At 69.1% G+C, this 22,861-nt stretch carries 26 protein-coding genes; 13 read left to right on the top strand and 13 right to left on the bottom strand.

The annotated features are described in order from the left end of the window. Positions 1–15: 15 nt before the first annotated feature. Both CQ034_RS01620 and CQ034_RS01615 read left to right on the top strand, forming a co-directional pair. Complete coding sequence (locus CQ034_RS01620; RefSeq protein ID WP_105709708.1) at positions 16–993, top strand: zinc-binding dehydrogenase; 978 nt, start codon at positions 16–18, stop codon at positions 991–993. A gap of 55 nt (positions 994–1,048) precedes the next feature. Beyond that, complete coding sequence (locus tag CQ034_RS01615; protein WP_105709707.1) at positions 1,049–1,450, top strand: RidA family protein; 402 nt, start codon at positions 1,049–1,051, stop codon at positions 1,448–1,450. A 39-nt stretch (positions 1,451–1,489) separates the two neighbouring features. Here CQ034_RS01615 and CQ034_RS01610 read toward each other — a convergent pair whose 3' ends face one another. The 5 genes from CQ034_RS01610 to CQ034_RS01590 form a co-directional block, all read right to left on the bottom strand. Then, positions 1,490–2,566, bottom strand: coding sequence for a DNA polymerase IV (locus tag CQ034_RS01610; RefSeq protein ID WP_105709706.1), 1,077 nt, complete (start codon positions 2,564–2,566; stop codon positions 1,490–1,492). Between the two features lie 64 nt (positions 2,567–2,630). Next, positions 2,631–3,023, bottom strand: coding sequence for a DUF1304 domain-containing protein (locus tag CQ034_RS01605; protein ID WP_105709705.1), 393 nt, complete (start codon positions 3,021–3,023; stop codon positions 2,631–2,633). A 12-nt stretch (positions 3,024–3,035) separates the two neighbouring features. Further along, positions 3,036–3,926 carry a CPBP family intramembrane glutamic endopeptidase gene (locus CQ034_RS01600; protein WP_029261907.1) on the bottom strand — a complete coding sequence of 297 codons (891 nt, stop codon included), beginning with the start codon at positions 3,924–3,926 and terminating at the stop codon, positions 3,036–3,038. Next, positions 3,923–4,648 carry a tRNA (guanosine(46)-N7)-methyltransferase TrmB gene (trmB, locus tag CQ034_RS01595; RefSeq protein WP_105709704.1) on the bottom strand — a complete coding sequence of 242 codons (726 nt, stop codon included), beginning with the start codon at positions 4,646–4,648 and terminating at the stop codon, positions 3,923–3,925. The genes CQ034_RS01600 and trmB overlap by 4 nt, the downstream gene beginning before the upstream one ends. Positions 4,649–4,701: 53 nt before the next feature. Then, entirely contained in the window at positions 4,702–5,541 is an 840-nt protein-coding gene (locus tag CQ034_RS01590; RefSeq protein ID WP_105709703.1) for a DUF3097 domain-containing protein, read from the bottom strand. Between the two features lie 122 nt (positions 5,542–5,663). On the opposite strand from CQ034_RS01590, the gene CQ034_RS01585 reads away from it, so the two are divergent. The 4 genes from CQ034_RS01585 to CQ034_RS01570 all read left to right on the top strand — a co-directional run bounded on the left by CQ034_RS01585 (position 5,664) and on the right by CQ034_RS01570 (position 9,814). Then, positions 5,664–7,703, top strand: a complete 2,040-nt coding sequence (locus CQ034_RS01585; protein WP_105709702.1) for a TPM domain-containing protein — start codon at positions 5,664–5,666, stop codon at positions 7,701–7,703. A 58-nt stretch (positions 7,704–7,761) separates the two neighbouring features. Continuing rightward, entirely contained in the window at positions 7,762–8,505 is a 744-nt protein-coding gene (locus CQ034_RS01580; RefSeq protein ID WP_029261911.1) for a PspA/IM30 family protein, read from the top strand. 65 nt (positions 8,506–8,570) lie between these two features. Next, a complete protein-coding gene (locus tag CQ034_RS01575) occupies positions 8,571–9,374 on the top strand; it encodes an arginase family protein (RefSeq protein ID WP_029261912.1) in 804 nt (267 codons plus the stop codon). Then, the gene (locus tag CQ034_RS01570; RefSeq protein ID WP_029261913.1) at positions 9,371–9,814 is read left to right on the top strand and encodes a hypothetical protein; all 444 of its coding nucleotides are present in this window, start codon (positions 9,371–9,373) and stop codon (positions 9,812–9,814) included. Before CQ034_RS01575 ends, CQ034_RS01570 begins: the two co-directional genes overlap by 4 nt. Before the next feature lie 16 nt (positions 9,815–9,830). Here the strand turns inward: CQ034_RS01570 and CQ034_RS01565 are convergent, their stop codons facing one another. The 3 genes from CQ034_RS01565 to CQ034_RS01555 all read right to left on the bottom strand — a co-directional run bounded on the left by CQ034_RS01565 (position 9,831) and on the right by CQ034_RS01555 (position 11,562). Then, positions 9,831–10,301 carry an SIP domain-containing protein gene (locus CQ034_RS01565; RefSeq protein WP_029261914.1) on the bottom strand — a complete coding sequence of 157 codons (471 nt, stop codon included), beginning with the start codon at positions 10,299–10,301 and terminating at the stop codon, positions 9,831–9,833. 74 nt (positions 10,302–10,375) lie between these two features. Then, the gene (locus CQ034_RS01560; RefSeq protein WP_029261915.1) at positions 10,376–11,086 is read right to left on the bottom strand and encodes a tyrosine-protein phosphatase; all 711 of its coding nucleotides are present in this window, start codon (positions 11,084–11,086) and stop codon (positions 10,376–10,378) included. Continuing rightward, positions 11,086–11,562, bottom strand: a complete 477-nt coding sequence (locus CQ034_RS01555) for a carboxymuconolactone decarboxylase family protein (RefSeq protein WP_105709701.1) — start codon at positions 11,560–11,562, stop codon at positions 11,086–11,088. Before CQ034_RS01555 ends, CQ034_RS01560 begins: the two co-directional genes overlap by 1 nt. Before the next feature lie 171 nt (positions 11,563–11,733). Here CQ034_RS01555 and CQ034_RS01550 point away from each other — a divergent pair, with 171 nt between their 5' ends. The 6 genes from CQ034_RS01550 to CQ034_RS01525 all read left to right on the top strand — a co-directional run bounded on the left by CQ034_RS01550 (position 11,734) and on the right by CQ034_RS01525 (position 17,701). Further along, positions 11,734–12,660: an alpha/beta fold hydrolase gene (locus CQ034_RS01550; RefSeq protein ID WP_258134097.1), complete on the top strand. Its 927-nt coding sequence runs from the start codon at positions 11,734–11,736 to the stop codon at positions 12,658–12,660. 92 nt (positions 12,661–12,752) lie between these two features. Next, on the top strand, positions 12,753–14,273 hold the full coding sequence (locus CQ034_RS01545) for an ABC transporter substrate-binding protein (RefSeq protein ID WP_105709699.1): 1,521 nt from the start codon (positions 12,753–12,755) through the stop codon (positions 14,271–14,273). 17 nt (positions 14,274–14,290) lie between these two features. Beyond that, entirely contained in the window at positions 14,291–15,241 is a 951-nt protein-coding gene (locus CQ034_RS01540) for an ABC transporter permease (RefSeq protein WP_029261919.1), read from the top strand. Beyond that, positions 15,238–16,107 (top strand): ABC transporter permease, encoded by an 870-nt coding sequence (locus CQ034_RS01535; RefSeq protein WP_105709698.1) that lies wholly within the window; start codon positions 15,238–15,240, stop codon positions 16,105–16,107. The genes CQ034_RS01540 and CQ034_RS01535 overlap by 4 nt, the downstream gene beginning before the upstream one ends. Further along, the gene (locus CQ034_RS01530; RefSeq protein ID WP_105709697.1) at positions 16,104–16,895 is read left to right on the top strand and encodes an ABC transporter ATP-binding protein; all 792 of its coding nucleotides are present in this window, start codon (positions 16,104–16,106) and stop codon (positions 16,893–16,895) included. The genes CQ034_RS01535 and CQ034_RS01530 overlap by 4 nt, the downstream gene beginning before the upstream one ends. Beyond that, entirely contained in the window at positions 16,892–17,701 is an 810-nt protein-coding gene (locus tag CQ034_RS01525; protein WP_105709696.1) for an ABC transporter ATP-binding protein, read from the top strand. The genes CQ034_RS01530 and CQ034_RS01525 overlap by 4 nt, the downstream gene beginning before the upstream one ends. 122 nt (positions 17,702–17,823) lie before the next feature. Here CQ034_RS01525 and CQ034_RS01520 read toward each other — a convergent pair whose 3' ends face one another. The 5 genes from CQ034_RS01520 to CQ034_RS01500 all read right to left on the bottom strand — a co-directional run bounded on the left by CQ034_RS01520 (position 17,824) and on the right by CQ034_RS01500 (position 21,238). Beyond that, positions 17,824–18,435, bottom strand: coding sequence for a GNAT family N-acetyltransferase (locus CQ034_RS01520; RefSeq protein ID WP_105709695.1), 612 nt, complete (start codon positions 18,433–18,435; stop codon positions 17,824–17,826). A 71-nt stretch (positions 18,436–18,506) separates the two neighbouring features. Further along, positions 18,507–18,854 (bottom strand): hypothetical protein, encoded by a 348-nt coding sequence (locus CQ034_RS01515; RefSeq protein WP_105709694.1) that lies wholly within the window; start codon positions 18,852–18,854, stop codon positions 18,507–18,509. 29 nt (positions 18,855–18,883) lie between these two features. Further along, positions 18,884–19,714 (bottom strand): hypothetical protein, encoded by an 831-nt coding sequence (locus CQ034_RS01510; protein WP_146114784.1) that lies wholly within the window; start codon positions 19,712–19,714, stop codon positions 18,884–18,886. A gap of 19 nt (positions 19,715–19,733) precedes the next feature. After that, positions 19,734–20,453, bottom strand: a complete 720-nt coding sequence (locus tag CQ034_RS01505; protein ID WP_105709692.1) for a uracil-DNA glycosylase — start codon at positions 20,451–20,453, stop codon at positions 19,734–19,736. A 2-nt stretch (positions 20,454–20,455) separates the two neighbouring features. Further along, on the bottom strand, positions 20,456–21,238 hold the full coding sequence (locus CQ034_RS01500; protein ID WP_181156181.1) for an SDR family oxidoreductase: 783 nt from the start codon (positions 21,236–21,238) through the stop codon (positions 20,456–20,458). Positions 21,239–21,434: 196 nt separating this feature from the next. Here CQ034_RS01500 and CQ034_RS01495 point away from each other — a divergent pair, with 196 nt between their 5' ends. Then, a complete protein-coding gene (locus CQ034_RS01495; RefSeq protein WP_029261929.1) occupies positions 21,435–22,757 on the top strand; it encodes a bifunctional o-acetylhomoserine/o-acetylserine sulfhydrylase in 1,323 nt (440 codons plus the stop codon). Positions 22,758–22,861 lie beyond the last annotated feature (104 nt).

Here is a 22,861-nt window from a genome sequence, read left to right as displayed (position 1 = left end):
CGAAAAGGAAGTCCCATGCGCGCACTCATCCACCCGACGTTCGGCGATCCCGAGCAGGTCCTCCGAATCGAAGACCGCCCCCTGCCCGAGCCCGGCGCCGGCCAGGTTCGTCTTCGGACGGTCCTCTCCCCCATCCACAACCACGATCTGCGGACCGTCCGCGGCACGTACGGCTTCAAGCCCGACCTCCCCGCGGCTTCGGGCACCGAGGCGGTCGGCATCGTCGACGCTCTCGGTGCGGGCGTCGATCACCTCGCCGTCGGCCAGCGCGTCGCGACGGGCGGCACGTTCGGCGCATGGTCGGAGTACTTCCTCGCGAACGCCGCAGGTCTGATCCCCGTGCCCGACGCCCTCTCGGACGAGGACGCAGCGCAGCTGATCTCCATGCCGTTCAGCACGATCACCCTGCTGCGATTCCTCGACGTGCAGCCGGGCGAGTGGATCGTGCAGAATGCGGCCAACGGCGCGGTGGGCCGCATGCTCGCCCAGCTCGGCGCCGCCCGCGGCGTCAACGTCCTCGGACTCGTCCGTCGCACCGCCGGCATCGAGGAGCTCCGGACCCAGGGCATCGAAGGTGTCATCGCCACGGACCAGGACGACTGGCGGGATCAGGTCGCGCACATCACCGGCGGCGCACCGATCGTCGCGGGCGTCGACTCCGTCGGCGGGTCTTCGGCGGGCGACGTGCTGTCGCTCCTTGCCGAGGGCGGCACGCTCGTGGCTTTCGGAGCCATGGACTCCCCCACGATGGAGATCGCCTCGTCCGACGTCATCTTCAAGCAGGCGACGGTGAAGGGCTTCTGGGGCAGCAAGGTCATGCCCAGCCTCGACCCCGGCACACGCGGCGAGCTGTTCGGCGAACTGGTCCAGCGCGTCACCGACGGCACCCTGACCCTTCCGGTCGCCGGCATCTTCGACGCCGCCGACATCGGCGCGGCCGTGCAGGCGAGCAACACCGCCGGACGCATCGGAAAGGTGCTGCTGCGCTTCTGATCCACGCCTCGACATCGGGGTTCCGCACGTCGGAGCCCCGGTGCAGAGTGTGGGCATGGAGATCACACTCGCCAGCCCCGAGGGGCTCGTCGTCAGTCCCGCATTCAGCCACGTCGCCGTCGTGCCGCCGGGCGCGACCACGATCTACGTCGGCGGCCAGAACGGCATCGATGCCACCGGAGCGATCGTCTCGTCCGATGCCGCCGACCAATCGCTGCGCGCCGTCGAGAACGCCCGCATCGCGCTGGAGTCCGCCGGCGCCGGACTCGACGACGTGATCAGCTGGACAGTCCTGATCCATCAAGACGCCGACCTGCGCGCGGCGTACGGCGCGGTCGCCTCCCGGCTCGCGCGAGAAGGCGCACCGCCTCTGGTCACGGCGGCTCTCGTCGCCGGCCTGGGGGTTCCCGGTGCGCTCATCGAAGTGAGCGCGGTGGCTGCCGTCATCCGAGCCTGATCCCCCCGCGGCCGGGGGCGCCACGTCCCGACTGCGGGCTCAGATCCTCCCTCGGACCGGCGTCCGCTCCGCGGTGTCGCCCTCGTCGGGCATCGTCATCTCCGCGCGCACGCCCAGGAGACGCACCTCCCGCTCAGTGTCGAGGGTCTTGGCAAGCGCGAGGGCGGCCGCCACGAATTCCTCCGGATCGGTCGTCGGTGCAGAGAGCTTGCGCCCGAGCGTCTTCGTCTCGAACGGCGCGTACCGCACTTTGAGATGCGCGCGGACGACGGGTCTTCCTTCAGCGGCGCAGTCGTCGAAGGCCTGAACGGCGAGTTCCCGGACGGCGGCGGTGACCTGCGCGGTCGTCGTGAGGTTCTGCTGGTAGGTCGTCTCACGACTGTGGCTGCGTGCCACCCACGGCGTGTCGTCGACGACGCTCGGCCCGAGCCCCGAGCCGAGCCCGTGATACCAGACCCCCATCCGCGGACCGAACTCCGCGACGAGCGCCTGCTCGTCGGCGTCCGCGAGTTCTCGGACCGTCGTGATCCCGTGCGCGGCCAGTCGCTTCTGCACCTTGGAGCCGACGCCCCACAGGTCACGGGTGGGCTTGTCGCCCATCACCTCGAACCAGTTCTCCGCCGTCAGCCGGAAGATCCCGCGCGGCTTTCCGAACTCGGTCGCGATCTTGGCACGCACCTTGTTGTCCCCGATGCCGACGGAGCAGTGCAGCTCAGTCGCGGCCAGCACGGCCGCCTGTGCAGCGGTGGCGATCCGCTCCGGGTCCTCCGTCGTCACACCGAGGAAGCACTCATCCCACCCGATGACCTCGAGCACCACGTCGGGCAACGACCGGAGCGCGGCCATCACCTCGCCGGAGGCGACCGCGTACGTTTCCTGGTCCACGGGCAGGAAGACGGCGTTCTCCGGGGCTTTGCGTGCCGCGATCTTGAGCGGCATCCCCGAACCGATGCCGTACGCGCGCGCTTCGTAGGATGCGGTCGATACGACGGCGCGCTCCGTGGGGTCACCGCGTCCGCCCACGATCACCGGGAGCCCGGCGAGCTCCGGTCTGCGCAGCACCTCGACCGCGGCGATGAACTGATCCATGTCCACGTGCAGCACCCAGTCGGCCATGCAACGAGTGTGGCGGCTGGAAGCGCGCGTGTCACCCCGCTCCGGGCTCCCGGTCGGTCGGCGATCAGCCGATCGCGACGCCGATCGCGGTGACGACCACGGCGAGCAGGGGGAGCGTCCCCTGCATCAGTGCGGCACGCGCCTTCGCGCGGTCCGAGAGGATGAGCACCAATGCGGCGGCGAGCATCATCGCGGTGCCGGCGAACACCAGGGTCAGTCCGACGGTGGCCGAACCGACGATCACGAGGCCGATACCGAGCAGGGTCGTGAGTGCGAGGAAGAGGTTGTAGAAGCCCTGGTTGAAGGCCAGCTGCTTCATCGTGACGGCATCCGCCTCGCTGGCGACGCCGAAGATCTTCCTCGTCTCCGGCTCGGTCCACCGCAGCGACTCGAGCGCGAAGATGAAGACGTGGAACGCAGCGGCGGCTGCGGCGAGGACGAGACCGACGATGAGCATGTGCTGATTCTGTCAGACCAGGAAGATCGGCAGCAGCCCGGGGTTGTGCGCATGCACGAGCACCGCGAACACCACGGCGTCGAACAGCAGGTGCACGGTGACGACGTAGGCGAGCGAATGGGTGCGCAGGAAGATGTAGCCCTGCAGCAGCGCGAACGGGATCGTCAGCAGCGGACCCCACTCGCGGTACCCCAGCTCCCAGAGGAACGAGACGAACACGATCGCCTGCAGCAGGTTCGCGACCAGGTTCGGGAAGTGACGCCGCAGCAGCGCGAACACCGTGCAGATGAAGAACAGCTCGTCCCAGATGCCCACGGCGCCGACTCCGACGAAGAGCCGGGCGATGAGCTCGGGCGTGTCGACGACGGGCCAGTTCTGGTAGACGCCGCTGGTGATGAAGTAGAAGGGCAGGATCAACCACCCCAGGATCAGCACCGCCACCAGCCATCCCCACTGCAGACGACCCCATCGACGGTGCGTGCGCCACGGGAAGCTGATGGCGCGGTCGCGGTAGACGAACCGGGAGATGACGTAGGGCACCGCGACCGCACCGCCCAGCGCGAGCGTGAAACGCAGCATCGCCAGGTTGTCGAGTTCGGCGGCGAGCGGGATGACGCTGACGATCAGCAGGCCGACGGCGATCAGGGAGAGGTCCCTGGTGAGCGAGGGCGGCCGATGCACGCCGATCACCTTCGCGGTCTCCCGCCGTGCACCCATGCTCACGACCTGGTCCTCAGCCGGCCGGCCGCGTTCGAGCAGCCAGGCGACCAGGATCCCCAGGGCGAGCAGCGCCCAGCCCAGCCACGGGATCTCCAGCACGAAGAACGCCGGAGCAGCGGCACAGACGAGTAACGCCGGCACGAAGGCGAGGCGCAGCGTCGTCTCCCGCCGGACCTCGGTCACGGGCGCGCCCGGCGCCGGTAGACCAGATCGCGGATGTCGCGCCCCTTCGCGATGCCCTTGCGCTCGAACGCGGTCATCACCCGGCCGTCGAAGCGCTCGGCCCACTCCCCGTCGAACGCGCGCTCGAACAGCGGTTCGGCGTCGAGCACCTCGCGCATCTGCAGGGCGTAGTCCTCCCAGTCGGTCGCGAGACGCAGCAGGCCGCCGTCTTTCAGCGCCCTCGCCGCGGTGTCGCCGAATCCCGGCCGCACCAGACGCCGCTTGGTGTGCTTCTTCTTGTGCCACGGGTCGGGGAAGAAGATCCACACCTCGCGTGCCGCAGCCTCGGGAAGGTACGACGAGAGAACCTCGGGTGCGTTCGCCTCGACGACGCGGACGTTTCGGGCACCCTCCCTGTCGGCATCGAGCATCGTCCGGGCGAGGCCGGCACGGAAGACCTCGACGGCGAGGAAGTCGTCATCGGGACGGGAGGAGGCCGCCGCGACGATCGCGTGCCCCTGACCGGATCCGATCTCCACATAGAGGTCGGCGGTACGGCCGTACTCGGTCGCCGGATCGAGGCGGGCCTCCGGGTGCACCGAGGTCCAGGCGACGTCGCGCGGGACGTCGAGCAGGTAGTGCGGGCCGAGCTCGGTGAAGGCGCGCTCCTGCGCCTCGGACATCCGGCCGCTGCGGCGTACGAACGACACCGGCTCGTCTCGGAAGGTACGGGGTTCGGGCATGATTCCAGGGTAGTCGTCGGCGCCCCGCGCTCCCTGCGTCCGTCGGGGAGGCGTCAGCCCGCCGGGGCCGTGACGAAGTCGATGAGCTCCTCCACACGGCCGAGCAGCGCAGGCTCCAGGTCCCGATAGGTGGTCACCTTCGAGAGGATGTGCTGCCACGCGCGGGCGATGTCGGCCTGTGTCTCATGGGGCCACCCGAAGGCCCGGCAGATCCCGACCTTCCACTCGATGCCGCGCGGGATCTCCGGCCACTTCGCGATGCCGAGGGCTCGTGGGGTGACGCACTGCCAGACGTCGATGAAGGGGTGTCCGACGATGCGGAGGTGCCGGCCGTGCGGGCCGCGCGCGATGGCCTGCGCGATCCTGGTCTCCTTGGAACCGGGCACGAGGTGGTCGACGAGCACGCCGTATCGGCGGGTGGCGCTGGGCGGCTCGGCGCTCAGCAGATCGTCGAGCAGATCGACGCCCTGCAGGAACTCGACGACCACGCCCTCGACGCGCAGATCGGCGCCCCAGACCTTCTCCACCAGCTCGGCATCGTGCCTGCCCTCGACGAGGATGCGACTGGGCAGCGCGACGCGTGCGCGCTGATCCGCGACGACGAACGACCCGGATGCGGTGCGCCGCGGACCCTGTTCCTTCGCCGCCGGCACGACGAGCCGCACCGGTGCGCCGTCGATGAGGAACCCGCCACCGAGGGGGAACAGGCGTCGACGGCCGACGCGATCCTCCAGCTCGACGTTGCCAGCCTGCACGCGGGTGACCGCGCCGCAGAAGCCGTCATCGGCGACCTCGACGACCAGATCCGCCTCCGCCGCGACCTGCGGCACCTTCTTCGCGCCGCGTTCGCGCCAGCCTGTCGCCAGCACATCCGAACCGTACATGTCGTCCATGCCTTCCAGGGTATGTGCCTCCGCTGAGGGCGAACGGCGAACCCGCCGCTGGTGCTGTCGCGTGTCGGGCTCTGTGCATAGACTCATGGCATGGGGCTCGGCTGCCGGTCGGAGGGAACACGATGACGAAACGGTGGCTCACGCTGGCCGCACTCGCGCTGGCCGCCGTGGCAGGAGCGTTCACCGCGTCCGCCGCCTCCGCCACCGATCCGCTCACCCTCGATTCCGGATACGTCACCGACCAGGCCGACGCGCTCAGTGCCGATGAAGAAGCCACTGTCGAGGCCCGGCTCGAGGAGCTGACCGCCAACTCGAACGCCGATCTGTTCGTCGTGCTGGTGGACGACTTCACCAACCCGAGCGACAGCGCCGCCTGGGCAGACGCGGTCGCGGAGGCGAACCGTATCGGCAGCGAGCAGTATCTCCTCGCGATCGCTGTCGACGGCCGCAGCTACTACATCTCGGCGGCGCCCGACGGGCCGGTGAGCTTCGATCAGCTCGACGCCATCGAAGACAAGATGGTCCCGCTCGCCGCCGACGGCGACTGGGTCGGGGCGATCACTCTCGCCGCCGATGAGATCCAGGGCGATGGGGGTGCCGGAGCGCTCCGTGTCACGCTGATCGTGGTGGCCGTCATCGCGGCCGCTCTGCTCATCTGGCTCATCGTCGCGCTCGTCCGACGCGCGCGGCGCAAGGCCGAGATCCGCCGACGCGGCGCGATGCCGGAGACACCCGACCCCGCTGATCCGTTCTCCACCCTCACCGACGAACAGGTCGAGACGCAGGCCGGGCTCGCACTCGTGCAGGCCGATGACGCCATCACCTCCAGCAAGGAGGAGCTCGGCTTCGCGGTCGCACAGTTCGGTGAGGGCGCCACCGAGGAGTTCACCCGCGTCGTCGACGCGGCGAAGGCCAAGATCGCTGAGGCCTTCGACCTCAAGCAGAAGCTCGACGACGAGATCGAGGACACGATCCACGACCGCCGGGCCTGGCACATCCGCATCATCCGTATCGCCGAAGAGATCGACGATGTGCTCGACGACAACACCGAGGCTTTCGACGCCCTTCGCAAGCTCGAGCAGAATGCGCCGCAGGAACTCGAGAGGGTCCGCGGCGAACGCGCGGCGCTGAACCCGGTCCTCGCCTCCGCCTCCCCGGCTCTGTCCGCGCTGTCGGCGACGTATGACCCGGCAGCCCTGAGCACGGTCGCGGACAACCCCGCGCAGGCACAGGAGCGCGCCGACCTGGCCGACCGCTCGATCGAGGCGGCCGCCCAGGCGATCGCGGCCGGCCGATCCGGCGAAGCAGCCTTCGCGATCCGCACCGCCGAGCAGTCGGTCGCACAGGCCGCACAGCTCGCCCAGGCGGTCTCGACCTTGGGCGCCGAGCTGGCCGCCATCGAGACACAGTCGCAGGCGCTGGTCACGGAACTTCAGGCCGACCTCGCCGCGGCACAGCAGCTGCCGGATACGACCGGTGCGATCGCGGCGGCCTCTTCCGCGACCGCACAGCAGCTCCAACTGGCGCAGGCCGACCTCGCCAGCACGAAGCGCAATCCGCAGCGGGTGCTCGAGGCGCTGAGTGCCGCGAACGCCGAGATCGATGCGGCCATCGCCCAGGGCCGAGAAGGCGTCGAGCGCTCGCGCCGCCTGCAGCAGATGCTCGAGCAGACCCTCGCGCAGGCGAATTCCGAGATCCGTGCAGCGCGCGAGTTCATCGAGACCCGACGCGGCACGGTCGGCTCGACCGCACGAACCCGGCTCGCCAACGCCGAGGCCAGTCTCACCCAGGCGTTGAACCTGCGCGCCACCGACCCCGAAGCGTCTCTGGCCGAGGCGAACCGCGCACTCGCCCTCGCCGGCCAGGCCACTTCCGCCGCCCAGTCCGACGTCCAGGCGTACAACCCGCCCGGGTACGACAGCGGCTGGGGCAGCCCGTTCGGCGGATCCACCTCCTCGTCCGGCGGTTCCGGAATCGGCGGCGACATCCTCGGCGGCATCATCGGCGGACTCCTCGCCGGTGGTGGCGGCGGGTCGTCCCGCCGCAGCAGCAGCGGCTGGCGCTCCTCCGGGGGCGGTGGTTTCCGTAGCTCCGGTTTCGGCGGCGGGGGATCCCGCGGCGGTGGAGGCCGCAGCGGTCGATCCGGAGGTAGACGCTTCTGATCCGCCACACAGACATTTACGCCAAGCTCTCGAAGACGCCCTCTGAAAGGAACCACGCATGACCAAGCAGTCCATCTTCGGACGTATCTCGACCCTCGTCCGCGCGAACATCAACTCCCTCCTGGACTCCGCGGAAGACCCGCAGAAGATGATCGACCAGCTCGTTCGCGACTACACGAACAGCATCGCCGACGCCGAGTCCGCGATCGCCGAGACCATCGGCAACCTGCGACTCCTCGAGCGTGACCACGAGGAAGACGTGCAGGCCGCGACCGAGTGGGGCAACAAGGCCCTCGCCGCCAGCCGCAAGGCCGACGAGATGCGCAAGAGCGGCGACGCCACCGATGCCGACAAGTTCGACAACCTCGCCAAGATCGCGCTGCAGCGCCAGATCAGCGCCGAGCGCGAGGCGACCGGCGCCGAGCCGCAGATCGCGGCACAGACCGAGATCGTCGACAAGCTCAAGAGCGGCCTCAACGGCATGAAGGACAAGCTCGTCGAGCTCAAGAACAAGCGCAGCGAGCTTCTCGCGCGTGCCAAGGTCGCCGAGGCGCAGACCAAGGTGCAGGACGCTGTGGGCTCGATCAACGTGCTCGACCCCACCAGCGAGCTGGGCCGGTTCGAAGACAAGGTCCGTCGCCAGGAGGCCATCGCTCAGGGCAAGATCGAGCTCGCGGCGTCCAGCCTCGACGCGCAGTTCGAGAGCCTGGAAGACCTCGGCGAGCTGACCGAGGTCGAGGCGCGTCTCGCCGAGCTCAAGGCCGGCGGCAGCGCTCCCCGTCAGGCCATCGAAGGCAACTGACACCACCAGCGGGTGTCCCGGGCCGTACGCCCGGGACATCCGCGCTCTTCTTCTCGGAGGCACCCATGGTGCGATTCCTCGTCATCCCGCAGTGGCAGGGTTCCCCCGCACCGCGCGCGATGCTCCTCGTCGACGGTGCCGCAGCCATCGCCGGAGACCTTCCTCGGGCAGCCACGACCGTGCTGGAGGTGCCGGTCGAGGCGGGTGAATCCCTCGGCACCGGGGTGCGCCGCCTGAGCGCGCTGCTGCGCACACGCGAGCTCACCCACGGGCACATCGACTCGGATACGGTCGTGATCGGCGGCGACTGCAGCATCACCGTCGCCGCGATCGATGCGCTCCCGGGCGGCACCGACGATCTCGCCGTCGTGTGGTGCGATGCCCACGCCGACCTCCACACGCCCGATACCTCTCCCTCCGGAGCCTTCTCCGGAATGGCGTTGCGCGCCCTGCTCGGCGAGGGCGAGGAGCAGCTCGTCCTCTCCCCCGCGATCCGCGCCGACCGGGTGGTAACCGTGGGCGTGCGCAATCTCGACGACGCCGAGGTCGCCCCCCTCGAGGGTCTGACGAACCTCTCGGTCGACGACCTCGAACGACCCGATGCGCTGCTCGACGCGGTCAGAGCGACCGGGGCATCACGGGTCTGGGTCCACATCGACGTGGATGTGCTCGACCCCTCCGACTTCGCCGGCGTCTCCTCCTCCGTGCCGTTCGGGCTCTCCCCCGCAGCGCTGAGCACTGCCATCCGCGCGCTGCGCACCGAGATCCCACTGGCCGGCGCGACGATCGCCGGATTCGCCCCGCGAACGCCGGCCGATGCGGTCGACGACCTCGGAGCACTGCTCCGGTTGGTCGGAGCCGTGGCGTGAACCCGGCTGCGGACTGGCGTCCTGCCGCCGACGAGGCGCTGGCCCGCGGGCGTCGCCTCGACCGGCGGATCCCCGCGTTCCTGCTGCGTTCGCCGATCAGTCGCCTCGGCTATGCCTGGGGCACGGCTGTCGGGTGGCTCTGGGGTTCGCTGTGGAGCACCGGCCCCGTCGAGAGGCGGGCCGGGCTGTGGATCTTCCGGGGCATGCCGAGCTGGACCTTCAACCGTGGGGGCGTGTGCGTCGGCGGGTGCTTCCTCACCGGTGACGCCCGCCCGAGCGATGCCGTCCTGCGTCACGAGGCCGTGCACAAGGAGCAGTGGCTCCGCTACGGCTTCCTGATGCCGGTGCTGTATCTGTTCGCCGGCCGGGATCCTCTGCGCAACCGCTTCGAGATCGAGGCGGGGCTGGAAGACGGCAACTACGTGCGCCGGTCGCGCTGACGCCGCGCTCGCGTGGTCAGCGGTCGGCGGGCAGCAGGCCGAAGCGCTCGGGGGTGCGGATGAGTGCGGGCGAGACCTGCAGCGCGCTCGTCAGGTGTTCGACGATGTCGGCGGTGCCCAGGTAGCCACCGAGCAGCGTGACGCGCGTCTCGATCTCGTCGTCGCACATCATCTCGTCGGCCCACGCGCAGGTCGCGCGTGCCAGGGCCTGACCGGGGGCGCAGGCGCGGCCACTGCCGGGAGCACCGGAACGCTGCTCGCGCGCGAGCCACGTGACGGTCATCCGTCCCGGAGCCTCGATCACGCCGATATCGGCGACCGTGGGCACCTCGATGAAGATGCGGCCGGAGGCGCACAGCGGCAGCGTCGTCAGGAAGACCTCGAGCTCGGTGAGGGACTGTTCGTCCGCCGTCACCAGGTGGTGCGCGCGCTGACGTGCCGCGCGGCGTGCTGCGCGCGTGCTGCGAGTCTCGAACGAGGTGTTCATGATGCTCTCATGGTACACCAAGTGAAGGCTTGCCTTACCTTGCTTCCTCGGGCCGGGCGCGGTCCCGATGCGCGCTACTCAGTCGGCTCGACGAGGGCGGCGGTCAGCGCGGAGAGCTCCGCCTCGGTCATCCCGTTGGCCCGCAGGTAACCCGCGGCGGAACCCCAGCGCTCATCGACCTGCTCCAGCAGACTCCGCATCACCGAAGCGGGCGACTGCGTCGCGAGGGCCACCGCATGCACCGCCTCGGGGTGCTCGGCGCGGAGATACGCGGCGATGCGCCGCGAACGCTCCGCCGGCAGCTGCGACTCCGTGAGTGCGTAGTCGGCGATCACGGCCTCACGATCGGCGCCGACGGCGGAGAGGGCGAGGGCCACCGTGACCCCCGTGCGGTCCTTGCCGACTGTGCAGTGCACCAGGGTGGGCGCCCCTGCTGCGATGATGCGGATGGCCTCGACCAGGCGCTCCCCACTCTCCTCCAGCAGATGCAGGTAGAGATCGTCGAGGCTCGTGTCGGCTTCGAAGAACGACCGGACCGAGCCCAGGAACAGCGGGAGGTGCGTGGTGTCCGGTCCCTCGATCTCGGTGGGCTCCGCCGCCACCTCCTCGCCGTCGCGGAGGTCGACGATGTGCTGCACCGTCGCACGGAGCACGGCCGCTCCGTTCGTCGTGGCGCCCGAAAGCTGACCCGACCGCAGCAGCACGCCCGCCCGGATGCGGCCGCCGGACGTCGGGATGCCGCCGACATCGCGGACGTTGGTGACCCCGTCGACGTCGAGGATCATCACGCCTGCGCCTGCGGAGTCCGGGCGGGAACCGGATAGCGTCCGGCGATCACGACGCGGTTGAACGCGTTGATGGAGACGCACGCCCAGCTGAGCGCCGCGTACTCCTTCTCTGTGAAGACGCTGCCGACCAGGTCGTACACCTCGTCGGAGACTCCGTCCTCGGAGATGAAGGTGAACGCCTCGGCGAGCTCGAGGGCCGCGCGCTCGCGCTCGCTGAACACGCCACTCTCGCGCCAGGTCGGGATCTGGGTGAGCGTGTCGGTGTCGATGCCGGCGGCGACGGCGCGGTCGACGTGGATGCGGGCGCAGTATGCGCACCCGTTGAGCTGCGAGCAGTGGATCATGACGATCTCCTTGAGGCGATCGTCGATGCCGTTCACCGCGCAGATCTGCCCGACGGTCTTCGAGAACGCATCGAGCGCCTGATAAGCGGTCGGCTCGGTCTTGGACAGGTGCACACGCGTCTCACTCATGACTCCATGATATTCGGCGCCCGCCCTCGCGGTCGTGGCTCGCGTCGACGACGAAGAATGCACAACGCCAGGCCAAAGGGCGCTATGCGCGACATAAAGCCAAGCGATTCCGGGTTCTCGCTTGGCGCATTGCTCCAGCATTTCTCCTGCATCATCGCGGAGGAGCAGAATATCCACGTGGCGATCGACATCAGCGAGTTCAGCTATCTTCCCGCACAGGCCGAAGCGCTCGGCGTTCCGCTCCCGGAAGTGGAGCGCCTCACCCTCCCCCTCGCCGATGGACGCTCGGTGAGCGCTCTGCGGTTCGGTGGGGCGGAGCCGCAGGTCACACTGCTGCACGGCGCGGGCCTGAACGCGCACACGTGGGACACCACCTCCCTCGCGCTCCAGCGTCCGCTGCTCGCCATCGACCTGGCCGGCCACGGCGACTCCTCCTGGCGGGACGACGTCGACTACACGCCGCGCACCCTCGCACGCGATGTCGCAGAGGCCCTCGACGCCTGGACCTCACAGCCGCAGGTCGTCGTCGGACAGTCACTCGGCGGACTCACCGGCGCCGCCCTCGCCGCTTCCCGACCCGATCTGGTCTCCGAGCTCGTGATCGTCGACATCACCCCCGGCATCGACGTCACCGCCGGACCGGCCGCGCTGCGCGAGTTCTACGCCGGCCCCACGGACTTCGCCTCCAGGGACGAACTCGTCGACAAGGCGATGTCGCTCGGCTTCGGCGGCAGCCGTCCCGAGACCGAGCGCGGCGTCTTCCTCAACACCCGCGTGCGACCCGACGGACGAGTGGAGTGGAAGCACCACTTCGCACACCTCGCCGCACAAGCCCTCGCCGCTCACGATCCGGGTTCGGCCACCGCACCGTCGGTCCTGCACGAGACCGGGTGGGACGACCTGTCCGGGGTCAGCGCCCCGATCACCCTGGTGCGTGCCGCTCGCGGTTTCGTCAGCGAGACCGACGCCGCGGACTTCCAGCAGCGCGTGCCCGAGGCCCGCGTGGTGACCCTGGACGCGACGCACAACGTGCAGGAGACCGCTCCGGTCGAGTTGGCCGGCCTCATCGCCACGGCATCCGCCGCTCGCGGAATATGACGTTCCATTCCACACCCGACCCGCACCCCGCCACGCAACTCTAGGCTCGACACAACGGCACACAGCAACTGCCGCACCGAGAGGAAACGCCCATGTTCCGACGCACCCGACGCCTCGCGCTGATCTCCGCGCTCGCGGCCACCGCCGTCATACTCAGCGCCTGCGCCGGCTCCCCTGCGCCCAGCCCTTCCGAGAGCGCCGGCGAGCCCGACCCCGACGCGACCCTGCACGTCGGACTGGTCCTCGAACCGACCAACCTCGACATCCGGCACACCAGCGGCGCAGCTCTCGAGCAGATCCTCATCGACAACATCTACGAGGGCCTCGTCACCCGCACGCAGGACAACGAGATCGAAGGGCGACTGGCCACGGACTACGAGGTCTCCGACGACGGGTTGACCTACACCTTCACCCTCGGCGAGGGCATCCTCTTCCACGACGGCACCCCGCTCACCTCCGCCGACGTCGTCTCCTCGTACGAGACCGTCCGCACGGACACCACCGTGCAGGGGAACGCCGACTTCGCAGCGGTCTCATCGATCACGGCGCCGGATGCCACCACGGTGCAGATCGTGCTCACCGAGCCGAACCAGAACTTCCTGTTCGCCCTGACGGGTCCGGCGGGGCTGGTCTTCAAGACCGGCGACACCACCGACCTGAAGTCGGCCGAGAACGGCACCGGACCGTTCACGCTGACCCGCTGGAACAAGGGCAGCACCATCACCTTCGCCCGCAACGACGAGTACTGGGGAGACCCGGCCGGTGTCGCGCAGGTCGAGTTCCAGTACATCCCGGACTTCACGGCGGGCGTCAACGCCGCACTCGCCGGCGACGTCGAGGTGCTCACCGCCGTCGATCCCAACCTCGCGCCGCAGCTCGAGGACTCCGGAGAGTTTGCGCTGACGAAGGGCCGCACCACCGACAAGGCCACACTGGCGTTCAACAACAAGAAGGCGCCGCTCGACGACGTCCGCGTGCGCGAGGCACTCCGCCTGGCCATCGACCACGATGCCCTCATCGAGGCGGTCGGCGCGGGCACGACGCTGTTCGGCCCGATCCCCGAGCTCGACCCCGGCTACGAAGACCTGTCGGACGTGATCTCGTACGACCCGGAGAAGGCCAAGGACCTGCTCGCCGAAGCCGGCCAGGAAGACCTGGAGCTCACCCTCACGATCCCCGCGTTCTACGGGACGACGGTGCCCAAAGTGCTGATCTCCGACTTCAAGAAGGTCGGCGTCGCCCTCGACGTCAACTCGGTCGAGTTCCCGACCTGGCTCGAAGACGTGTACACGAACAAGGACTACGACCTCAGCTTCGTGCTGCACGTCGAGCCGCGCGACTTCGGCAACTTCGCCAACCCCGACTACTACTTCGGTTACGACAACGCCGAGGTGCAGGACCTGTACTCCAAGGCTCTGGCCGAGGTGGACCCCGACAAGTCCGCCGAGCTGCTCGCGCAGGCCGCGCGCATCGTGTCGGAGGACCACGCTGCCGACTGGCTGTACAACGGCGAGACCATCACGGCCGTGGCACCGATCGTCACTGGGTTCCCCGAGGACTCGATCAACTCCCGGATCAACCTCGCCGGCGTGACCGTCTCCGCAGAGAAGTAGCAAGCGGTTACCCCTCCGTGATCCGCTACGCGCTCGTCCGAGGAGCCCTGCTCATCGCAGGGCTCCTCGTGTCGAGCGTGCTCATCTTCCTCACCCTCCGGGTCTTCCCGGGAGATGTCGCTCAGCTGATCGCCGGCACGCAGGCCTCCCCCGCCGAGGTCGACGCGCTCCGGGAGTCGCTCGGGCTGAACCAGCCGCTGCTCGCGCAGTACACCGACTGGATCGGAGGCATCTTCCGGGGCGACCTCGGCACCTCGCTGCTCTCTGGCGCCTCGGTGGGCGAGGAACTGCTGCTCAAGGCCCAGGTCACCGTGCCCCTCGGCATCATGTCGCTGCTCATCGCCGTGCTCATCGCGGTGCCGTTCGGGATCCTCGCCGCCCTCCTGCGCGGCCGCCGCACCGGCACCGCCCTCAGCGTCGGCGCCCAGACGCTGGCCGCCGTGCCCGTCGTGTGGGCCGGCATGATGCTCATCGTCGTGTTCTCGGTCTGGCTCGGCTGGCTCCCGCCGCAGGGGTTCCCCCGCACCGGCTGGTCGACGCCCGGGCGTGCGATCGAGTCGCTGCTCCTCCCCGCGCTGACGATCGGCGTGGTGGAGGGGGCCATGCTCATGCGCTTCGTGCGCAGCGCGACCCTGCAGGCCGCGGGACAGGACTTCGTCCGCACGGCCGCGGCGAAGGGACTCACCCGCACCCGCGCGCTCATCCAGCACGGCATCCCTGCGGTGGGACTGTCGATCATCACGGTGCTCGGACTCCAGGTCGCCGGGATCATCGTCGGATCCGTCATCATCGAGCAGCTTTTCACCCTCCCCGGGATCGGACGGATGCTGGTCGCCGACGTCGGCACCCGCGACCTCATCAAGGTGCAGAGCGAGCTCCTCGTGCTCACCGGCTTCGTGCTGGTCGTGGGCTTCGTCGTCGACCTGCTGCACCGCGCCATCGATCCTCGACAGCGGGAGGCCGCATGACGCCGCGCTGGCTCGGCCGACTCTGGGGCACCCCGACGGGGCGCTTCGGGATCATCGTCGTCGTCGTGATCGCCCTGACCGCGATCGTGGCGCTGTTCTGGACCCCGTTCGACCCGCAGGCGTCGGACATCGGCGACCGCTGGTTGCCGCCGACTTGGCCGCACCTGCTCGGCACCGACGACACCGGCCGCGACATCCTGAGCCTGCTGATGGCGGGCGCGCGCACGACCGTCTTCGTCAGCGTCGGCGCGGGAATCGTGGCCACGCTCGTCGGCATCGCCCTGGCAGCCCTCGGCGCCCTCACCGCACGGTGGGTGCGTGAGGCCGTCGCGGTTCTCGTCGACATCCTGATCGCCTTCCCCGTGCTGCTGATCGCCATGATGATCTCGTCCGTCTGGGGCGGGTCGCTCTGGGTCGTGATCTGGGCCGTGGGGATCGGCTTCGGCGTGAACATCGCCCGTGTCACCCGGCCCGAGCTGCGCCGGGTGCAGCAGAGCGACTTCGTGCTCGCCGCCCGCGCCGCAGGTCTCACGCCCACACAGAGCCTCGTGCGACACCTGCTGCCGAACGTCGCCCCGGTCTTCATCGTGCAGCTCTCCTGGTCCATGGCCGTCGCCGTGCTCGCCGAGGCCGGTCTGTCGTACCTCGGATTCGGCGCGTCGGTGGTCGAGCCGAGCTGGGGGCTCCTGCTCGCCGATCTCCAGCGCTACATCGGCGTGCATCCGCTGTCGGTGATCTGGCCGGGGCTCGCGATCACGATCACGGTGCTCGCGCTCAACCTCCTCGGCGACGGACTGCGCGAGGCGACGGATCCGACCCTGCGGCATCGCGCCGCCGAGGTCCACACGCCGGGAGTGGTCGCATGAGCCTGTCTGTGGGCAATCTGGTGATCGAGATCGACGGGCGTCGCGTCGTCGACGGGATCTCGTTCGAGGTACCCGACGGTGCGCGACTCGGACTGATCGGCGAGTCGGGATCGGGCAAGTCTCTCACCGCGCTCGCGGTCCTCGGGCTGCTCCCCGACGGCGCGACGGCCAGCGGCAGCATCCGCTGGAACGGCATCGAGCTGATCGGGATGCCGGATCGCGAACTGGCGAAGCTCCGCGGGGACGACATCGGCATCGTGTTCCAGGAGCCCCGGACGGCGCTCAACCCCATCCGGACGGTGGGTCGGCAGATCGCGGAGTCCATCCGCATCCACGAGGGACTCGGTCGTCGGGAAGCCCGGGAGCGCGCGATCGCGGAAGCGGCACGCGTACGGCTCCCCGATCCCGAGACGATCGTGGACCGCTATCCGCACCAGCTCTCGGGCGGGCAGCGGCAGCGCGTCGCGATCGCCATGGCACTCGCGTGCCGCCCGCGGCTACTCATCGCCGACGAGCCGACCACGGCGCTCGACGTCACGATCCAGGCCGAGATCCTCTCCCTGCTGCTCGCGCTCGTCGCCGACGAGGGGATGTCGCTCGTGTTCATCACCCACGACCTCGCCGTGCTCGCGCAGGTCGCGACCGAGGGCGTGGTGCTCGAGCACGGACGCGTCGTCGAGGCCGCCGCCGTCTCGACGCTGCTGTCGACTCCGGCCTCGCCGATCACCCAGGGTCTGCTGCGGGACGCCACCGCGACTCTCTGGCGGCCGGACGGCGGTGCGGCATGAGCCTGATCGAGGCACGGGGACTCCGCCGGGACTTCATCGTGCCGAAGCGGACCGCATTCGAGCGCACGCGCACGCAGACGGCGCTGGCGGCGACCGACCTCGATGTCGTCGAGGGTTCATCCGTGGGGATCATCGGCGAGTCGGGGTCGGGAAAGTCCACGCTGGTCCGACTGATACTCGGTCTCGACCGCCCGACGTCCGGGACCGTGTCGATCGACGGACGCCCCGTAGACGCCACGGGATCCGCGAAGTCGCTGCACTGGCTGCGGCGCGAGACCGGACTCGTCTTCCAGGATCCGTACGCGTCGCTGGACCCGCGCATGACGGCCGGACAGATCGTGCGAGAGCCGCTGTGGGCGCTCGGCATCGAGGGAGACCACCGGGCGCGAGTACGCGAAGTGCTGGGGCAGGTCGGGCTCGAGCCCGACATGGGCGACCGTTATCCACACGAGTTCTCGGGCGGCCAGCGACAGCGGATCGCGCTCGCGCGGGCGATCGTGCATCGCCCCCGAATCCTCGTCGGCGACGAGCCGCTCTCCGCCCTCGACGTGACGGTGCGCGCACAGATCCTCGAGCTGCTGATCGAGCTCCGCCGCACGACCGATCTCACCCTGCTGCTGGTGTCGCACGACATCGGCGTGGTGCAGAACCTGTGCGACGCGGTCGTCGTGATGAAGGACAGCCACATCGTCGAGCGAGGTTCGACGCAGGATGTGCTGCTGCACCCCACGGAGGACTACACGAAGACGCTGCTCGCGGCGATCCCGGTGATCCCGGCCGCTCCCCCTCGCCCCTCCGGCGACTGAGCCGCCGCTACACGCGACGTCGAACCACGCTCTTGTGCGCGAACCGCCCCCTTGCGTGCGCACGGAAGGGGGCGGTTCGCACAGAAAGGGGTGGGTCGGCGGGATCGTGAGGGGATGGGTCGTCAGCGCGAACCGAAGAGCCTTCGCCGGCGTCCGGTGGGCTTGAGCACACGCCGCATGTACACCGTGCCGAGGTCGCGGCCGAACTTGTAGCCGACCCGCCCCATGCGACCGGCTTCGACGAACCCCAGCTTCTCGTGCAGCCGGATCGACGCCTCCGCGCCGCTGTCGCTGATCACCGCGACCATCTCGCGCAGACCGATCTGCTCGCAGGCATCGATGAGCGCCTGCAGCAGGGCCGCGCCGAGTCCCTTCCCGCCCGCGCCCGGACCGAGGTAGATCGAGTCCTCGACGGTGTACTTGTAGGCGTTCTTGCCGGCCCAGGGCTGCGCGAGCGCGTAGCCGATCACCACACCGGCCGGCGAGACCGCCACGAGGAACGGCAGCTCCAGGCGGGTGAGCAGCGCGTACTTGTCGCGCCAGTACGGGATGCTGCTGCGCCGCTCGTCGAGCGTCACCGCCGAGTTGCTCACGAAATGGTTGTAGATCTCGCGGACGTGAGGCAGGTCCGCCGGACGCACCACACGGATCGTGTACGAGAAGACCTCGGGCGCGACCTCGGGGCGGAGGTGGCGCGGGAGGACACGGCGGCGATCCCCCGGTTCGAACTGCATGCGCTCAGCCTATTGGGAGCACGTTCCGCGGCGGTAGATCCGGACTTCTGGGTGCCGCAGGCGCGATCACGCTAATGATCTGTGAACCGCCACGGCGACTCGGGGTCGATGACTTGCACCTCATCTGCATCGGTTCGGAAGAGATACGAATCAGCCTCTTTCTCTTGCGGCAGGGGGCACAGTTCCACGACGAACTCCGCCAGAAGCGCAGATACCCGCTCGCTCACTTCGCTTCGATCGCCCCAGAAGACCAGGACATCAGTCGGATGCGGTGGATCGAGCACGACGAACTCCGGGTTGAACGTCACCTCGATCAAGACGTCTTGCGGCCGCGACTCGGTCACGAACTTCAGGTAGAACGGCCCCCAGTCCGCAGTGCGAGAAAAACCGATGGCACCACCAGCGAGGATGCGCGTCACTGCATCTGCGGTCGAACCCGTTACCCCGCTCATTGCAGCCACACGTGGAAGTTCCAGCGAACTCCGTTCCGCCCAAAATTCACCTTGATCCTTCCAGTCTGACTGACGCCTGGGCCGCGCACCCAACGCCCGCTCGGACCAGTGCGCATGCGAGTTGCGTGACTTGATAGACGCTCGCTCGCTTTCGCGCCCTGCGACCAGGCACGCCCTGCCCAACTAGCAGCGCGGGGGGACGCGACCATCTCTCGGGCCGCGCCAGCTACACCGCGCGTATACCGAGAAGCGCGAACAACGATCTGGGTTGTTTGCACCACGTCTTTCACCACTTTAGCGGCGCGCACCGCGAACGTCGCCGCTCTAGCAACCAGCAACGCGCCGGCCAGCGGTGCCCCAACGCCTGTCACCAGAAGCGCCGCCGACAACACCGTCAGCCCGATCTCGAGTGTTAGGCCCCAGTCCCATGCCTTACCAGAAAGATCACTCATCCCGATGGGATCTGTCGGCCAGACGTAGTCGTTGTCGACGCCGCCCTCGACCGGGTCGACCTGAAGGAATCGACCGAGGGCCGGCACATAGAGCCTCGCCCCCATCTCGATCATCAGGACAGTTGATTCCGCTTCAACCGACTTCCGGGCGCCCTGATGCCATCCGCTCGCGCCATCGTTCTGCCCGGCGGCATTGGCGGCGATAGTGCCGATCGCGAACGTGGTCATATCCAACGGCTGACCGAACGGTTCGTAAAGCTGCAGTGCCCCGTGGCCAGCCCCGTCACCGGTCACCAGCGTGTGCCCGAGAAGACTCGGATACTGCCACGACGCCGACACACCATTCGTCCCTGACGCGCTCAGCGCGACCGACACTCCGCCAGGAAGGGAGCGCCTAGATCAAACGGTCGTGCTCCGCAGGCTCGCCGCCCACCCGCCAGTCGATCGCCTCCGCACCCTGCTCCGCGAGGAGCGCATTCACGCGGGAGAACGGACGGGAGCCGAAGAAGCCGCGGCTGGCAGACAGCGGAGACGGGTGGGCCGAGGCGAGGATCGGCGTCGAACCCAGCATCGGCTGCAGATTCGCGGCATCCTTTCCCCACAGCACGGCGACGAGCGGCTGATCGCGCGCGACAAGCGTCCGAATCGCGAGCTCGGTGACCTTCTCCCACCCCCAACCGCGGTGTGAGGCGGCGGCACCTGGGCGCACGGTGAGCACGCGGTTGAGGAGGAGCACGCCTTGATCGCTCCACGCGGTCAGGTCGCCGTGGGGTGCCGGCGGGATGCCGAGATCGCTCTCGCGCTCCTTGTAGATGTTGGTGAGACTGCGCGGCAGCGGTCGCACGTCACGGTCGACCGCGAACGACAGACCGATCGGGTGACCCGGGGTGGGATAGGGATCCTGTCCGGTGATCAGCACCCGCACATCGGCGAGTGGCCGCTGGAAGGCCCGGAGCACGTTCTCGCCGGACGGCAGGTACCCGTGCCCGGCCGCCTGCTCGGCGCGGAGTCGCTCGCCGATCTCCGTGATGGTGTCCTGTACCGGAGCGAGCGCCTCCGCCCACCCCGCGTCGATCCGCCCGTCGGCAGCGAGCTCGGCGAGAGACCGCGCCATCGTCAGTCGATGGAGCGCACGCGCAGCGGACCGCGCGCGAGCAGGTGCTGAGCCGACTGTGCGACCGGGCGCATCGTGATCAGGTCGAGGTTGACGTGTGCCGGCGACTCCAGCGCATAGGCGATCACGTCAGCGACGTCTTCGGCGAGAAGAGGCGCTTCGACGCCGGAGTACACGGCTTCGGCGGCGACGGCGTCTCCCCCGAGGCGGTTCAGCGTGAACTCCTCGGTGTGGACCATGCCGGGCGCGACCTCCACGACGCGGATCGGCTCGCCGTTGAGCTCCTGGCGAAGCACCTTCACCAGCATGCCCTCGGCGGCCTTCGCCGCGTTGTACCCGGCGCCGCCCGCGTACGCCGACTGCGCGGCGGTCGAGGTCACGAAGATCGTGTCGGCGTGGCCGTCTGCCGCAGCGGCCCGCCGCAGCAGCGGGAGCAGGCCGGCGACCAGTCGCTGCGTCGCCAGCACGTTGGCGTCGAACATCCACTGCCAGTCCTCGACCGAGGCATCCTCGATGCGGTCGGTCCCGCGGGCGCCTCCGGCCACCTGCACGAGCGCGTGTACCGGGCCGGATGCTTCGAGCTCCGAGACCAGCGCGTCGACCGCGGCCGGGTCGGTCAGGTCGCACGCGATGGCCGAAGCCCCGGTCTCCGCGGCGAGCGCGGACAGACGATCCTCGCGTCGGGCGACACCGACGACATCCCATCCTCGTGCCCGGAGCGCGCGCACCGTCGCCGCGCCGATTCCCGAACTCGCACCTGTCACCACTGCACGTCTGTTCACCATGCCTCCACCGTACGATGTTCCGCCGAGATTGCGGAGTCCCGCACGGGGCTGTCGCGGAACCCTCTCTCCCCCGTGATTCCGGGCCTCCGCCGTGTTACGTCACATTTCCCGGTTGTTGTTGACACGGGCCGATGTTCCGTACTCTCGCTGCAACGGCATCCGCCATCCGACCTTCCGACCACTCCTGGGGGAAATCATGTCCGCACCCGAGTCCTGGCGCTTCGAGACCAAGCAGATCCACTCCGGCGCCGCCCCCGACCCGGTCACGAAGGCCCGCGCCACGCCGATCTACCAGACCACGTCGTACGTGTTCGACAGCGCGGACCATGCGGCCAACCTCTTCGCCCTCGCGGAGTTCGGCAACATCTACACCCGCATCCAGAACCCGACGCAGGACGTGCTCGAGCAGCGTCTCGCCGCGCTCGAAGGCGGCACCGGCGCACTCGTGCTCGCCAGCGGCCAGGCAGCCTCGACCTTCGCGATCCTCAACATCGCTCAGGCCGGCGACCACTTCGTCGCCTCGAGCTCGATCTACGGCGGCACCTACAACCTCTTCAAGTACACCCTCGCCAAGCTCGGCATCGAGGTCACCTTCGTCGAGAACCAGGATGACGCCGAGGAGTGGCGCCGCGCGGTGCGCCCGAACACGAAGCTGTTCTTCGCGGAGACCATCGGCAACCCGCAGATCAACATCCTCGACATCCGCGCCGTCGCCGACATCGCACACGAGTCCGGCGTCCCGCTGATCGTCGACAACACGATCGCCACCCCGTACCTGATCCGTCCGTTCGAGTTCGGCGCCGACATCGTCGTGCACTCGGTCACGAAGTTCCTCGGCGGACACGGCACCACCATCGGCGGCGCCATCGTCGACGGCGGAACGTTCGAGTGGTCGAAGAACGTCGACAAGTTCCCGGGCCTCACGGTTCCGGACCCCTCGTACCACGGTGCCAGCTACACCGCCGCGGTCGGCGACCCGCTCGCCTACATCATCAAGGCCCGCGTGCAGCTGCTGCGCGACCTCGGCTCGGCCATCGCGCCGCAGAGCGCGTGGAACCTCATCCAGGGCATCGAGACCCTGTCGCTGCGCATCGAGCGTCACGTGCAGAACGCGCAGGAGATCGCCGAGTGGCTCGACAGCCGTGACGACGTCGCGACCGTCAACTACTCGGGCCTTCCCTCCTCGCCGTGGTACGCCAAGGCGAACGAGTACGCCCCCAAGGGCGTCGGCGCGGTGCTGTCGTTCGAGCTCAAGGGCGGTGTCGAGGCCGGCCGCGAGTTCGTGAACAGCCTGTCGCTGTTCAGCCACCTCGCCAACATCGGCGACGTGCGCTCGCTCGTCATCCACCCCGCGTCGACCACGCACGCGCAGCTCACCCCCGAGCAGCAGCTCACCGCGGGTGTCACCCCGGGCCTCGTCCGCCTCTCCGTGGGCATCGAGAACATCGACGATCTGAAGGCCGACCTCGACCAGGCTCTCGCTGCGGCACGCGCCGTGTCGGAGGCTGCTCGCGCCTGACGTTCCACACGCACCACCACGAGGATGCCTCGGACCACGCGGTCCGGGGCATCCTCGCGTTCGCGGGGTGCGGGCACCACCCGGCCGACCCACAGGCGGCTCCG

Source organism: Microbacterium sp. MYb45, assembly GCF_002979655.1.
Classification (GTDB): Bacteria; Actinomycetota; Actinomycetes; order Actinomycetales; family Microbacteriaceae; genus Microbacterium.
This window is presented reverse-complemented; position numbering and strand designations above follow the sequence as displayed.